Consider the following 13,704-nt stretch of genomic DNA (forward strand, 5'->3'; position numbering starts at 1 on the left):
GAACGAGAGAGGGTTTAATGAAGATGATACATATTTTATTAGCTGATGACGATAAACATATTAGAGAGTTGTTGCATTATCATTTACAAAAAGAGGGATTTCAAGTTTTTGAGGCGGAAGATGGAAAGGTAGCGCAAGACGTATTAGAGAAGGAAAATATTCATCTTGCGATTGTAGACATTATGATGCCATTTGTTGATGGCTATACGTTATGTGAAGAAATACGGAAGTATCATGATATTCCTGTTATTTTATTAACTGCGAAAGACCAGTTAGTGGATAAAGAAAAAGGCTTCATTTCTGGTACAGACGATTATATTGTGAAACCATTTGAACCAGCTGAAGTGATTTTCCGTATGAAAGCTTTATTACGTCGTTATCAAATGCTGAGTGCAGATATTATTACGTTGCACGGAACGACAATTGATCGAAAAGGTGTGGAAGTAAAGTGTAACGGTCAAACAATTTTGCTTCCTTTAAAGGAATTTGAGCTATTATCACAACTTGCTAGTTATCCTGGAAGAACATTTTCAAGAGAAGAATTAATTGAATTAGTATGGGGAATGGATTTTGAGGGAGATGAACGAACAGTTGATGTTCATGTGAAGCGACTACGAGATCGTTTCTCAAAACGAACGGATGATTTTCAAATTACGACAGTGCGCGGCCTCGGGTATAAGTTGGAGTTGAAATAAGATGAAATCACTATATTCTAGATTTGTATTTATGACGGTCGGCATTATGCTACTTAGTAGTATTATCGGCTTTTTATTAACGAACGTATATTATCAAGTGAAGTTAAAACCGTATAACAGTGAAAAGATTTTAAAGTATGCTGAAGAAGTTAAATCGTTATATGAAAAGCAAAGTGAAGAAAATCAAGAGGCGTACTTACATTCTATCGCAAAGTTAGGGTATGAAATTTATATTGTCGATGATCAAAAGAATGGAAAGCGTATTGGCAATGCGTTTCGTAAGACGTCTATTAGCGATGCTACTGTTCATAAAGTATTGCAAGGAGAAACGTTTAATGGTGTTTCCACCTATCCAACTCGTCTCTTTATTACAGGGTTTTTCGATAATGAATTAATAAATAGTGTTGGTGTACCGGTAAAGCACGGTGATAAACAGTACGCATTATTTATTCGCCCCGACATTCAGAACCAATTTGGCGAAATGCGAATTTTCTTAGCGGTATTACTTGGGTTTATCGTACTATTAAGCATTATCTTTATAGCGATTGCAGCAGGTTATATCGTTCGCCCAATCCGTAAATTTACGAAGGCTACGCAAAAAATTGCGAGTGGGGAATATGAAATTGAATTAGATGTAAAACGAAAAGATGAAATAGGAACGTTATCTACAAGCTTCCAAAAGATGACGAAAAGTATAAAAGAACTAGATGAAATGAGACAAGAATTCGTTTCGAACGTTTCACATGAATTTCAGTCGCCGCTTTCTTCTATACAAGGTTTTTCAAAGACGTTGCAAACAGAAAAGATGAGTGAGGAAGAAAGAAATCATTACTTACAAATTATTGAAGGCGAAAGTAAGCGAATGTCTAGTTTATGTAAACAGTTACTTACGCTCGCTTCATTAGATAAGGAGGAAAAGGTTTTACAAATAAAAGACTTTTCCTTACAAAAACAAATTAAAGACGTCATTTTTATGCTTGAATGGAAATGGCGGGAAAAAGATATCGCCGTTGAATTTGATGTGCCAGATATCACTATAAAAGGTGATGAAAACTTACTTCATCAAGTATGGAGTAACATTTTCACGAATAGCATTAAGTTTTCGAACGATGGTGGAACGATTGAGTTTTTCGTGGAAGAGTTAGAGTCTAACGTTATAATTTCTATATCAGACAACGGAATCGGTATGGAGCAAGAAGAAATGGATCGTATTTTTGATCGTTTTTACAAGGTGGATACAGCAAGGGCAAGAAACGTAGAAGGTAGCGGTTTAGGATTGTCGATTGTGCAGAAGATTGTTGAACTGCATAAAGGGACCGTTTTGGTATATAGCACGAAAGGGGAAGGGACGACTGTTCGGGTGGAGCTTCCTAAATAGATGAAAGAGGCTGTTTCGGAACGGCCTCTTTTTTGTTCGTTAGTCTATGTGTAAAGTGAAAAGAGTTGTTTTAAAGATGTGAGTAATCCTAATCCATAATTGGACTTGTTTGTAGAATAAGATTAGGAGGAAGTTTATTTGAAAATGTAGAATCTCTACAGAGTTATAAGGATTTTATTGAAAATTTAGCTATTTAGGGAGGAAATTACTTTGAAACGAATTGACTTGTTATTAAACGTACTAGATTCAACATTCGATAAAGAGAGTTGGTATGCACCGTTTAAACATGCTATAGAAGGACTTACAGCTGAACAGGCTATGTGGAAACCAGCTGGAGAGACAACAAATACCATTTGGGAGAATGTTAATCATCTCACTTATTACAAAGAAAGACTTGCTGCAAACTTGGAAGGACGTGAATGGACACATAATCTTGACGGTAATGACACCTTTTATCTTACTAAGCAATCTAATAATGATACGGAATGGAAGGAAGTCGTTGAACGCTCTGAAAATGCTCAGCGTAATTTAAGACAGGTGTTAAGTGCAATTTCTGAAAGAGAGCTTGAACAAAATTCACTTGAAGGTAAATTACTGGACATCATGCTTCATGATGCTTATCATACAGGCCAAATTATTCAATTAAGGAAAATGCAGGGGGCATGGCCATCAAAGCGTTAACGGAACCTTTTAGTTGGTGCTATTGTTGAATAAATTTTAGATATTCAAACGACTTTATTGTTATATTTTTAGTGAAGTATTTTACATCCAAAATGAAATAACTATATTTTTAACCCTGTCCCCAATTTAGAACGGGGTTATGTTTGGTTGCTATAAAGCCGCACCTTTCCCGCGTTCTTCCTTAAACCGAAGCTCAAAAGTATCTGCCGTAATTTCATCAGCTTTCGGCAAAGCCCGTAATTTTGGATGAAGCAGCCATACGAGGGAAATGAATAAAATCCCAATGCTAGCAAGCGCGAAAATGAGTTGGCTACTATATACATTCGCAGTGTATCCGCCAATTAAAGAGCCGAGTGGCATAGCAATTGTGCCCATGCTTCGTGTGACTGAATTGATACGCCCAAGATATTGGTTTGGAATTACAATTTGACCAATAGTCGCAAATAATATGTTGGTCGCACCAATTGGTATCCAAGCTAAGCCGAATAAAAAAATGGATAACCATTGAAACGGTACAACTGTAGAGAGAAACCAAAAGAAAGCGCCAGTCGCAAAGCTAATAATGGAGACACGGCCAACATTATGTTTACCAACCCATGAACTGAATAGTGCTCCAATTAAACAACCGGCGGATATAGCGGCTAAAAAGAAACCATATAATTTTACACCGCCTAAAGAATCAGCGAAAGAAGGGAGTATTGCCATCGTCATACCGATTGAAAAATTAGCGACAACGGAACCAATTAAGAAGACGCCCATTAAGGAACGAAATACGATTGAAAACCCTTCTTTTAAATCAGTAAAATATTGTTTAGTTGAAAGTGTTGTGTCTGCTTCAGTTTGTTTTGGCATTTTTAATGAAAAGAACAAAAGGGCAGTAATCGCGAATGTAAAGGAGTCGATTACATATAAAGTAATGGCGCCAAATAGTGCTACTAATATTCCAGAAAGAGTCGTACAAATTAAATCAATGCCTTGATATGCAAATGAGAAGAGTGAATTTCCTTTTAATAATTGTGTTTTATGCAGTAGAAGTGGTAAAGCTTTTGATTGTGCGGGATAGGCGAATTGTTCAATAAAGGCTACGATTGGCATGATGATGAGTAGTAGGTGGACTGTTAGTAGGTCGAAGTAGTGTGTAATAGGAATGATTAAAATAAGAATGCATTGCAAAACTTGTGTGATGACGAGGGTGTTTTTTATTGACCATCTATCAACGAATGGACCAGTAAGAAATTGTAATGCAGAAGGTAATAACGTAAGGGAACCAGCCAATCCAGAATAAAAAGGATTACCACTTAATTTGTATACGAGCCACATCGCGGCTACATAATACAAACTATCTCCTATGTTGGTGAAAATTCTTCCTAAAAATAATAAGAGGAAATTCCGGTTTTTTAATATGTCCACTTTATCTACTCCTTTATAATAAATTTATTCGGTAAAATAAATTTGACCGTTTATGTAAAAAAAATCGTATTACGATTTTTCTTCTTTTTTAATAAATTGCTGCATTGTTCTCTCAGCGATTTGAAGTGCAGTAGTAGAAATATAATAAGGTTTACTATTCGGATCTTTATCTGCACCTTTTGTGATTTCGTTTAATTCAGCCATTAATTCATAAAACTTTTTTACCCACACTTGAAATTGTTCTGGCGTAGCATCAAATTCCCAGCAGGATGAAACGTAATTCCACTTAGCTGGATCTTCACTTGCATTTCGTAATGTAAAAGCTTCTTCTGGTGCAGCGAGAATTTGGCTTTTCGTTCTTTCTATCATTTGTAAAAAGATTTGGCGACCTGATTCGCTTAATATTTCTAAATGAGGTAATAGATCTGCAGCAGGGGTGAAGCCTTTCGCGACAGATTGATAAAACTTTTGAATAATCCCATTCTTTTCTTCTGTATAAACGATCTCTATAAGACCATTCTTTTCTAATTCTTTTAAATGATAATGAATTTTCGCCCTTGAAATGCCGAATTTCTCAGATAGTAATTGTCCAGTATAAGGACGTTCGCATAGACGTATCATCATTTCGGCACGTAGTGGATCGCTTAATGCTTTTAGTTGGCTATAAGTAGTTAGTGTTAATACGGGCTTCAACATGATCAACTCCTTGAATTAAATTACTCGGTCAATATTATTTGACTGAATTGTATCAAGGATTCTATTTATTTTCAATACTTTCAGAAAATTTATTTTTTTACTCTGTAATCTTCTGTTCATATTCCGTTCATATTTCTTTTTTATGATAAGTGCATAGAAAGAAAGAGGAAGGAGCGAGCGAAATGTTTTTAGCTCTGCGTGAATTGAAACAATCAAAATTAAGATACGGATTAATCGGACTGATTATGGTGTTACTATCATTTTTAGTTCTTGTCATTTCGGGATTAGCAAATGGATTATCATATGATAATGCTTCATCGATTCAAAATATGGAGGCAAATAAGTTCGTTTTAGCAGATGATGCGGAAAATAAATTACTTCGTTCACAAATTAAGAAAGACGATGTAGATAACGTAGTAAATCAAGTGGGCGAGAAAGAGGCAGTTCCATTTCGGGTGAAAGTTTCAACGTATGAAAAGAAAGATAGTTCGAAAAAGGTTGATATCGCTATTTTTTCAAGCGAACGAGATTCATTTTTAGAACCGAACATTGTAAAAGGTGAGAAATTAGGTACAGCAAACAACGAGATGGTTGCTGATGAATCGATTAAAGAGAAGGGAATCGATATTGGAGATACAATTATCGATCCTGTTTCAAAGAAAGAATTTAAAATCGTCGGATTTACGAAAGATCAAATGTTTAGCCATACACCAGTCGTTTATGTAAATGAAGACGTATGGGGATCTATTTCACAACCAAATCAAAAAGATTATAGTGCAATTGCACTTAACACAGATAAAGAAATTAAAAATGCTCACGTTATCGATAAAAAAGAAGTACTGCAAAGTATTCCAGGATTTAAAGAAGAGCAAGGAACATTAACGATGATCATTGCGTTCTTACTTGTGATCGCTGCGTTATTAATCGGTGTATTCTTCTATGTTATTACACTACAAAAAACACAGCAACTAGGTGTATTAAAAGCAATTGGTACGAAGAACTCGTATTTAGCAAATAGCTTAGTCGTGCAAGCGTTATTCTTATCAGTCGTTGCGATGGTAATCAGTATCGTTCTTGTACAAGGGTTAGAACAAATTTTACCAGCAGGTATGCCGTTCTTATTAACAACACCGATGATTGCACAATATGCAGCAATCTTTATTGTAATTAGTATTTTAGGAACACTTATTTCGTTATACCAAGTATTAAAAGTTGATGCATTAGAAGCAATTGGAGGCGGGATGTAATGACTTCATTATTGAAATTAGACAAAGTAAGTAAAGTGTACGGAGAAGGAAATACGGAAGTAACAGCCCTTCATCCGATGTCGCTTGATGTGAAAGCTGGAGAGTTTATCGGCATCGTCGGTCCTTCTGGATCAGGGAAAAGTACATTATTATCAATCGCGGGTGCACTATTATCACCGTCAAAAGGGGATATTTACATTCGTGAGCAAAATATTACGAAGCTATCAGAAAAGGAAATGACAGACATTCGTTTGAAAAAAATCGGCTTCATTTTCCAGTTCGCAAATCTTGTTCCATATTTAAATGTGAAAGAACAATTGCTTTACATTGCTAAGTTAAAAAAAGAAAGTAAACAAGAATCAGAAAAGCGTGCGGATCATTTATTAGCGGCATTTGGATTAGGAGAAAGAAAAAATCATTATCCAAATCAACTATCTGGTGGGGAAAAACAAAGGGTAGCAATTGCTCGTGCGTTCATGAACAACCCAGATTTAATATTAGCGGATGAGCCAACGGCAAGCTTAGACTCAAAACGCGCACGTGAAGTTGTTGAAATGATGAAACGTGAAGTGAAAGAGAGCCAAAAAGCAGCAATTATGATTACACATGATGAAAGAATGCTTGATGTATGTGATCGTATATTGACGCTGAGAGATGGGAAATTGGTATGATGAAAAAAAGAACTCTTACAATTGTAAGAGTTCTTTTTTTTGTTTTTTCAAGCATTAACAAGAGGAAGAGGGGGGTATACTTTGTGGGAAACGGAAAAGATTTTCGGGGTCATATTTTGCTTTTACTTTCCGCAGCTTATCAAAGTTTGCTCCGTAATATTCTTGTCCGAAATTTTCGATGTTTTGATCTGGAACATTAACATAAGAACCAGTTACATACGGCTTTATTAATTGACGAACTCTTTCAACTGATGCTAGATTGGCAGCTTCTTCAGACTTGTCTTTCCAGCTAGCAGTCCATTCTGTATAAAATAACGGGCTACGCCAAAAGAACGCTGTTTTACTGCTAGGTACTTTACTAATAGCACCTCCCCAATTAATAAAAAAGAAATTAGCTTCTGTTCCAGTAGCTTCTTCTAAAAATCGTTTCATAATGGAAATAGGTTCTTCCGGCCAAAGGTTAAGTGCCCAGGCAGAAGAGAATTTCACACTTTGATCAGATCGACCAGGGATTGGCTCATCTGGATCTAAGAAATCGATAGCGGCTGGGTAAGGTAATTCTTCTATAACAATTTGTGTTGGAGTTCCAGCATTTGTTAAAGGTTCTAATAGTTTGATGAGTTCACTTTTGGAACCTAAAAAAATACCTTCTGCATGGCAAAGTCCATTTATTTTGCTGTAAATTTCAAGAAGGCAGCCCAATCGTGAGTCTACAAAAGGTGCCCATTCTTGCCAAACTTTGAAAACAGTTTCTAACTGATCCCATGGCCAAATGATATTAAAGACTGTGGCAGTATTAGGGGCACGATGAAGCTTCAATGTATATTCAGTGTTGTATCCGAAGTTTCCACCACCACCACCTCTAGAAGCCCATAATAAATCTTTATTGCAACATTGATCTGCTTGAATGATTCGGCCTGTCGCATCTACTGTTTCTAAAGCAATAAGGTTATCACTTATTAGACCGATTGTTCGTGAGACTACTCCAAAACCACCGCCCATTGTAATGCCACCGATTCCAACTGTAGGACTATCTCCAAACGGTGACATAAAACCTTCTCTAGCTAGTCCCTTTACAAGTGGCCCGACGTGAATTCCAGTTTGAACGGTTGCGATACCATTCTTTTTATCTAAACTTACTTTGTTCATATCACTTACATCGATAACGATGCCGCTATTTACTACAGAAAGGTTTTTATCTAGTGCATGTCGACCACTTCTAACACGTAACGGAACATGATTTTCGCGAGCCCATTTAATGGCGTTACTAACATCATATGAATTTTGTGCAAAAACAAAGACGAGGGGGAAGACATCAACGTAAGGATTCCAATTCTTAATAGCTTCTAAATAACCGGGATCTCCTTTGTAAATTACTCGTCCTGTAAGTTTTGTTGAACCCATGTATTTCACTCCTTATCAATATTTATAGATGTCGTTCTAATGTAGCAATGGAACATGGTCATGTAGTAATTAGAAGAATAAGAACTTTATGAGAGGGGGATGAAAATATCATGTAGGTACGAGTAGAGGTTAAATATATGGTGATTTAGATGATTTGGAAAATTTTATTGCTACACAAGTTCTATTAGTAGTGTATGAATTAAGAGTTAGTATTGTTAAAGAATTGTACACTTTCCTATTAGTATGACTTAGGGGAATGACAGTTTTTCAGTTTTGTTAAAGTATAAGGAACTAATCTAAGTTTGAAATTTGATAATTATATTTATTTTTGAGGTATTATCATAATGAAAAAGTGAAAGGTTGGGCTCTGCAACAAATGATATGTGGATAGAAATAGAATCTAACTGTAGAGGGATAACTAGTTTGTAAACGTACTTATATTTGGTCTCTTCCTTAAGAAGCCTATGCATAGGCTTCTTAGAGAAGGGACAGTAGATTATATAATCAAAATGATAGCTGTTTTATAAATACTTTTTAATTTTATTACGAGTAAGTAATAAAACACCGCCTAATACAGATAGCATTCCTAGAGCCATATTGTTTGATTGCTCGCTACCAGCGTTAGGAAGTTCTTTAGCGTTATTGTTTTTAGTACCATTATCTGCTTGCGTTTGTTTAGACTGTGATACTTCATTAATCTTGTTATCAACATTTTGCTTCGTTGTATGTAACTCAGCTAATTTGTCGTCAATTTTTTTCTCAGTATGCTTAAAGTCGTTGATTTTAATATCTAAGTCTTGTTTTTTCTTTGTTAAATCGTCTGAAACAGTTTGTTTCGATTGTTTAATTTCGTTAATTTTATTTAGTAAATCTTCTCTAGCCTTTTGTAATTCAGCTAGTTTGTTTTTTACATCTTGTTTAGCTAGTTCTAAGTTAGCGGAAAGACTGTCTAAATTGCCTTTAATTTTCTTAAGTTCCTCTAACGTGTTACCAGTATTCGGCTTGTTTTCTTTTAGTTCAGCGAGTTTGTCTTCAGCAGTTTGTTTCGCTTTCTTTAACTCAGCTAATTTTTCATCTACTTGTTTTTTAACTTCCTTAAGTTCATTAACCTTTTGATCAATGTTCTCTTTATGTTGCTTCATTTCATTCACTTTTTCATCGACAGTTTGTTTATGTTCTTTAATCTCATTCACTTTGTTATCGATATTTTGCTTATGTTCTTTTACTTCAGCAACTTTATCTTCTACTTGTTTTTTATGCTCTTTAATTTCAGCGATTTTATCTTCGGCGATTTGTTTGTCTTGCTGAAGTTTTGCATCTAGTTCTTGTTTATGCTGTTTAACTTCGTTAATTTTTTCATCAGCAACTTGTTTGCGTTCATGTAGTTCATTCACCTTTGTATCAACATTTTCCTTAACTTTGTTAAGTTCATTTAATGTTTGATCCACGTTTTCTTTGTGTTGCTGTAATTTCGCATCTAACTCTTGTTTATGTTGCTTAATTTCAGCTAATCGATCTCCCGTACTTTGCTGAGGAGTAGCATCATTTACTTCTGCATGAGCAGAGTTTGCGCCAGCAATCATTGCTAAAGCTAGTGTAGACGCAGCGATTGTTTGTTTTGTTTTCATATTTTTGTACCTCTTTTCTTTCATATGCATGAGCTATTTTGTGTAAAAATGAGCATATAGAAGTAGATTCTTCCATCATTATATACCATCTACGCCGTCTAGAGGAAGTATTTGCATAATAATCTATGATTATGTAATTTTTATAATCTCTTATTTCGGATAGGGGAGAACTCTTTAGCAAGATGGACAATTTTTAATATAGTAGAGTTTGCATCCTTACTGTTACGAATAACAAACAAATAATCAGCCTCGTTTTCTATAGGATCTACCACATCATCGTGAAGTGATTCAGTTTGTTGTCGATCAAGTACTTCTTTGAAACTAGAATATCCACCTCTAAAAATATTCGTACTTCGCGTGCTTCTAGCCACTCTTTCGTAAAGTACATCATCTGGGATGTCAAAGTGAACTAATATGCGTACATATTCATTCTGTGGAAATAATTCGTTTAGTAAATAGAACCTTCCGTTTTTACTGCGATTGGAGTTACAAATAATAAGGTGTAAATTTGTATGTTCTTTCGCATAATCAACAATGAATTTTGAAAGACTGTGCTTTAGTGTATTTGATCCTTCTGTCGGCTGTAATTTTTCATAATGTGTGTTAATAAATTCAGCTTGGTTGTCTTGGTCCATAATAAAAGAATTAGGTAACTCTTTTTCTAGCTCTTTTGCAAATGTAGTTTTTCCACTGTGTGTTTTTCCTACTGTAATGATGACTAATCTTTTCATGACGCCCTCCATTTGTATTGTTATGAACTGGAATATTCGGTGTAGATCGAAATCTTCCTGCTAGAGATTACACAAATTGTTGGAGCGTAGTAGGCTGAAAACTTGACAAAAAAACTTATTTATGCTATAATTTACCAATATAAAAATAAGGTGTATAATAGGGTTCTCCTGGCCAGGGGAACCCTATTTTTGTTGTGAACATGAAGGAGAGTGTATGTGCGTGAAACAAGGTGAAGCAAGTGTAACGTCGTTAGTATCAGCTTTCGGAAGGGCGTATCATAGTGAATTTGATAATCCTAAAATCTTTGATGATTATGTAGCTAAAGATTTCATTTCACAAAAAGAACGTAACAATATTGAAACGAACATGGTTCAAGGGATTCACTTTTTCAATAAAGAAATTGCAGAGCAGTTTCAAGACAATCCAAAAGAAATATTAAAATGGATTACGCAAGTTCAGTTATCACCAACACCTTTAGCACGTGCTGCATATTGTGAAAGAGTATTACTACATGAAATTACATTAGGAGCGAAACAATACGTCGTACTCGGTGCAGGCTTAGATACGTTCAGTTTTAGACACCGAGAATTAGAAAATAAAATAGAAATATTTGAAGTGGATCATCCTTCTACGCAGGTGTTTAAGAAGGAAAGAATAAAAGAAACAGAACTTGAAGTTCCAAAAAACCTTCATTTTGTTTCAATGGATTTTACGAAAGGATTTTCCTATGAACAGTTACGCAATGAAGGGTTTGAACATAAAAAGACTTTCTTTAGCCTTTTAGGTGTTACGTACTATTTAACGAAAGAGGAACTTGCTAGTTTATTAGAATGTTTATTCGAGATGGTTCCGGCAGGTAGTTCTATCGTTTTTGATTATCCTGATGAAAACTTGTTTACAGAAAAGGGACTGTCCAATCGAGTTGAAAATATGGTGAAAATGGCTGCGGTAGGCGGAGAACCGATGAAATCATGTTATTCTTATGCTGAAATGGAAGCACTGTTAGAGAAGGCGGGCTTACTCATTTATGAGCATTTATCACCAGAGGATATTGATGTATTATATTTTGAAGGACGAAACGATTATTTAGAAGCTTTTGAGACAGTGCATTATGTACATGCGGTGAAAAGGTAGGGAATTAGTAGGCATAGGGAGGAATCTCTGTGTCTTTTTTTATAAAAAAGGAAATGAGCTGTAGTGGTGGGAAATATATTTATATAATATGTATGAATTGATTTTTTGTAGAAACTAAAGGAAAGGGGAAATAGAAGATGTTGAAATTACAAGGGAAATACAATGAAGCGAAAGTGTTTACTACGAATGTAGAAAAAACTGCAGCAGGTCAAATTATTGATCTTTGTAACCAAGAATTCGTAAAGGATAGCAAGATTCGTATTATGCCAGATACACATGCGGGTGCAGGTTGTACGATTGGGACAACAATGACAATTCAAGATAAGATTGTTCCTAATTTAGTCGGGGTTAACTAATCGGCTCAGACTTTAAACTACTCACTCAATTGACTGGGAACCCTAACGATAAAAGGCGAGGGCAATCAGCAGCCAGTGGTTATGGTGACATAATCGAATGGTTCAGAGACTTGTACCATGTTAGCAGACTAAGGTACAGAATTATTCCTCATCCATTTTGAATTGAAGAGGAATAATTAATACGGTGAGCCTACAGTAGAGACTGCATATCTCGATGACTGTAGAGAAGGTATAGTCCACTCTTTCAGGAAACTGAGAGGTAAGTACGATATTGGTTGTGGCATGGAAGTTGTTATGATTAATAAGAAAAAAGAGGAAATCAACTTCGATCACTTAGACGAAACGATACGTAAATTTGTCCCAAGTGGTTTTCGTATTCGAGATAAGGAACATAGATTTTCAAAAATGATTGATTTTGATAGTGTAAGAGCCCCGTTTACATTGCAACGTGCTCAAAAAAGTATTGGTACACTTGGCGGGGGCAATCATTTTGTCGAACTGAATGAGGATGATAAAGGAAATATATACATTGTCATTCATAGTGGTTCGCGTAATTTAGGGAAACAGGTAGCAGAGTATTATCAAAACTTTGCTTACGAGCAACTTATAAACGTTAAATCTATTAAAGAAGAAATCATTGAACGTTTAACGAAAGAAGGTAGACAACAAGAAATACATGAAGCTTTACGTGAAATTAAGAAACCGGTGATTCGCAAAGAATTAGCTTATTTAGAAGGACAAGGATTTAAAGATTACATGAATGATATGAAAATTGCTCAAAAATATGCGGTGTTAAATCGTAAAGCAATGATTGATGAAATCGTCACTAAAATGGATTGGAAAGTAACAGATCAATTCACTACAATTCATAACTACATCGATATGGACAATATGATTCTAAGAAAAGGTGCTATTTCAGCTCAGAAAGATGAACGAGTAATCATTCCAATTAATATGAGAGACGGTTCTATCATTGCATTTGGTAAAGGAAATCCAGATTGGAACTTTTCTGGCCCTCATGGAGCAGGACGTATTATGAGCCGTAAGAAGGCGAAAGAAGTACTTAACTTAGAGGATTTTCAAAATACAATGACAGAGGTTTGGACTACATCTGTTGCAGAAAGTACTTTAGATGAAGCACCAATGGTATATAAGCCAATGGATGAGATTGTTGAGAATACAAAGGACACAATTGATATTAAACATATTATTAAGCCGATTTATAATTTTAAGGCGAACTAGAAGGGGAGTAACTTTTATTGTAATGAGGTATAGTGCTGGAAAGTATTAAGCATGGTGCTATTGGAAGTAGGGAAATTGTGAAGAATAATTTAAATGTTTATTTAGGTGTAAAAGCAGCTGTACGTATGTTTATCCTTTCAATTATTTTTCTATATTTCAACCCTTATAGCACTCAATTACTTGATAAAGAAGTATATATCACTGTATTGTTTATTTTTGTGCTTCCGTCTTTTATTGCAGGGCTTGTTAGGAAAACTGTGTTGCTGATGCTTTGTGGCGCGTGGTTAGTACCTGGGACTCTGTACTTTAGTATAGCTGCAATGCCAACGTTACGGAATTATTTTTAAGGGTTTATTTTATATCTATTGTTTGGGTGAAAAAGAGAATTGCTTAAAGAGAGTAGTTCTCTTTTTATTTTTTATTAAGCTAT

At 35.2% G+C, this 13,704-nt stretch carries 14 protein-coding genes; 9 read left to right on the top strand and 5 right to left on the bottom strand.

Annotated elements, in window-relative coordinates; translation table 11 throughout:
* The first annotated feature begins 17 nt into the window (after positions 1 to 17).
* From CQ064_RS19570 to CQ064_RS19580, 3 genes are all read left to right on the top strand, one after another.
* Entirely contained in the window at positions 18 to 695 is a 678-nt protein-coding gene (locus CQ064_RS19570) for a response regulator transcription factor (RefSeq protein ID WP_000781973.1), read from the top strand.
* 1 nt (position 696) lies between these two features.
* Positions 697 to 2,073 carry a sensor histidine kinase gene (locus CQ064_RS19575; RefSeq protein ID WP_000839489.1) on the top strand — a complete coding sequence of 459 codons (1,377 nt, stop codon included), beginning with the start codon at positions 697 to 699 and terminating at the stop codon, positions 2,071 to 2,073.
* A gap of 210 nt (positions 2,074 to 2,283) precedes the next feature.
* Entirely contained in the window at positions 2,284 to 2,754 is a 471-nt protein-coding gene (locus CQ064_RS19580) for a DinB family protein (protein ID WP_000821001.1), read from the top strand.
* 150 nt (positions 2,755 to 2,904) lie between these two features.
* On the opposite strand, the gene CQ064_RS19585 is transcribed toward CQ064_RS19580, so the two are convergent.
* Both CQ064_RS19585 and CQ064_RS19590 read right to left on the bottom strand, forming a co-directional pair.
* Positions 2,905 to 4,164 (bottom strand): MFS transporter, encoded by a 1,260-nt coding sequence (locus tag CQ064_RS19585; protein WP_003270977.1) that lies wholly within the window; start codon positions 4,162 to 4,164, stop codon positions 2,905 to 2,907.
* A gap of 69 nt (positions 4,165 to 4,233) precedes the next feature.
* A complete protein-coding gene (locus tag CQ064_RS19590) occupies positions 4,234 to 4,857 on the bottom strand; it encodes an ArsR/SmtB family transcription factor (protein ID WP_024927960.1) in 624 nt (207 codons plus the stop codon).
* 185 nt (positions 4,858 to 5,042) lie between these two features.
* Here CQ064_RS19590 and CQ064_RS19595 point away from each other — a divergent pair, with 185 nt between their 5' ends.
* Both CQ064_RS19595 and CQ064_RS19600 read left to right on the top strand, forming a co-directional pair.
* Positions 5,043 to 6,107 (top strand): ABC transporter permease, encoded by a 1,065-nt coding sequence (locus CQ064_RS19595; protein WP_000477752.1) that lies wholly within the window; start codon positions 5,043 to 5,045, stop codon positions 6,105 to 6,107.
* Complete coding sequence (locus CQ064_RS19600; RefSeq protein WP_000202605.1) at positions 6,107 to 6,778, top strand: ABC transporter ATP-binding protein; 672 nt, start codon at positions 6,107 to 6,109, stop codon at positions 6,776 to 6,778. Before CQ064_RS19595 ends, CQ064_RS19600 begins: the two co-directional genes overlap by 1 nt.
* A gap of 54 nt (positions 6,779 to 6,832) precedes the next feature.
* Here the strand turns inward: CQ064_RS19600 and CQ064_RS19605 are convergent, their stop codons facing one another.
* The 3 genes from CQ064_RS19605 to CQ064_RS19615 form a co-directional block, all read right to left on the bottom strand.
* Entirely contained in the window at positions 6,833 to 8,182 is a 1,350-nt protein-coding gene (locus tag CQ064_RS19605; RefSeq protein WP_000535922.1) for an FAD-binding oxidoreductase, read from the bottom strand.
* A 521-nt stretch (positions 8,183 to 8,703) separates the two neighbouring features.
* The gene (locus CQ064_RS19610) at positions 8,704 to 9,810 is read right to left on the bottom strand and encodes an LPXTG cell wall anchor domain-containing protein (RefSeq protein ID WP_000851005.1); all 1,107 of its coding nucleotides are present in this window, start codon (positions 9,808 to 9,810) and stop codon (positions 8,704 to 8,706) included.
* Positions 9,811 to 9,950: 140 nt separating this feature from the next.
* Positions 9,951 to 10,541, bottom strand: a complete 591-nt coding sequence (locus tag CQ064_RS19615) for an ATP-binding protein (protein ID WP_000826976.1) — start codon at positions 10,539 to 10,541, stop codon at positions 9,951 to 9,953.
* 214 nt (positions 10,542 to 10,755) lie between these two features.
* Between CQ064_RS19615 and CQ064_RS19620 the strand changes: the two genes are divergently transcribed.
* The 4 genes from CQ064_RS19620 to CQ064_RS19635 all read left to right on the top strand — a co-directional run bounded on the left by CQ064_RS19620 (position 10,756) and on the right by CQ064_RS19635 (position 13,621).
* Positions 10,756 to 11,676, top strand: a complete 921-nt coding sequence (locus CQ064_RS19620) for a class I SAM-dependent methyltransferase (protein ID WP_014482074.1) — start codon at positions 10,756 to 10,758, stop codon at positions 11,674 to 11,676.
* 137 nt (positions 11,677 to 11,813) lie between these two features.
* A complete protein-coding gene (locus tag CQ064_RS19625) occupies positions 11,814 to 12,032 on the top strand; it encodes an RtcB family protein (protein ID WP_000916240.1) in 219 nt (72 codons plus the stop codon).
* Between the two features lie 282 nt (positions 12,033 to 12,314).
* Positions 12,315 to 13,274 carry an RtcB family protein gene (locus CQ064_RS19630; RefSeq protein WP_000454385.1) on the top strand — a complete coding sequence of 320 codons (960 nt, stop codon included), beginning with the start codon at positions 12,315 to 12,317 and terminating at the stop codon, positions 13,272 to 13,274.
* A 32-nt stretch (positions 13,275 to 13,306) separates the two neighbouring features.
* Positions 13,307 to 13,621: a hypothetical protein gene (locus CQ064_RS19635; protein WP_000893997.1), complete on the top strand. Its 315-nt coding sequence runs from the start codon at positions 13,307 to 13,309 to the stop codon at positions 13,619 to 13,621.
* Positions 13,622 to 13,704 lie beyond the last annotated feature (83 nt).

The organism is Bacillus sp. MYb78 (assembly GCF_002975115.1).
Lineage (GTDB): Bacteria > Bacillota > Bacilli > Bacillales > Bacillaceae_G > Bacillus_A > Bacillus_A cereus.

What these genes read in the sequence shown, in the direction of transcription:
- CQ064_RS19615 (WP_000826976.1), bottom strand. Translation starts at nt 10,541, where the DNA reads ATGAAAAGATTAGTCATCATTACAGTAGGAAAAACACACAGTGGAAAA.
- CQ064_RS19620 (WP_014482074.1), top strand. Translation starts at nt 10,756, where the DNA reads ATGTGCGTGAAACAAGGTGAAGCAAGTGTAACGTCGTTAGTATCAGCT.
- CQ064_RS19600 (WP_000202605.1), top strand. Translation starts at nt 6,107, where the DNA reads ATGACTTCATTATTGAAATTAGACAAAGTAAGTAAAGTGTACGGAGAA.
- CQ064_RS19610 (WP_000851005.1), bottom strand. Translation starts at nt 9,810, where the DNA reads ATGAAAACAAAACAAACAATCGCTGCGTCTACACTAGCTTTAGCAATG.
- CQ064_RS19570 (WP_000781973.1), top strand. Translation starts at nt 18, where the DNA reads ATGAAGATGATACATATTTTATTAGCTGATGACGATAAACATATTAGA.
- CQ064_RS19630 (WP_000454385.1), top strand. Translation starts at nt 12,315, where the DNA reads ATGGAAGTTGTTATGATTAATAAGAAAAAAGAGGAAATCAACTTCGAT.
- CQ064_RS19605 (WP_000535922.1), bottom strand. Translation starts at nt 8,182, where the DNA reads ATGGGTTCAACAAAACTTACAGGACGAGTAATTTACAAAGGAGATCCC.
- CQ064_RS19595 (WP_000477752.1), top strand. Translation starts at nt 5,043, where the DNA reads ATGTTTTTAGCTCTGCGTGAATTGAAACAATCAAAATTAAGATACGGA.
- CQ064_RS19575 (WP_000839489.1), top strand. Translation starts at nt 697, where the DNA reads ATGAAATCACTATATTCTAGATTTGTATTTATGACGGTCGGCATTATG.
- CQ064_RS19625 (WP_000916240.1), top strand. Translation starts at nt 11,814, where the DNA reads ATGTTGAAATTACAAGGGAAATACAATGAAGCGAAAGTGTTTACTACG.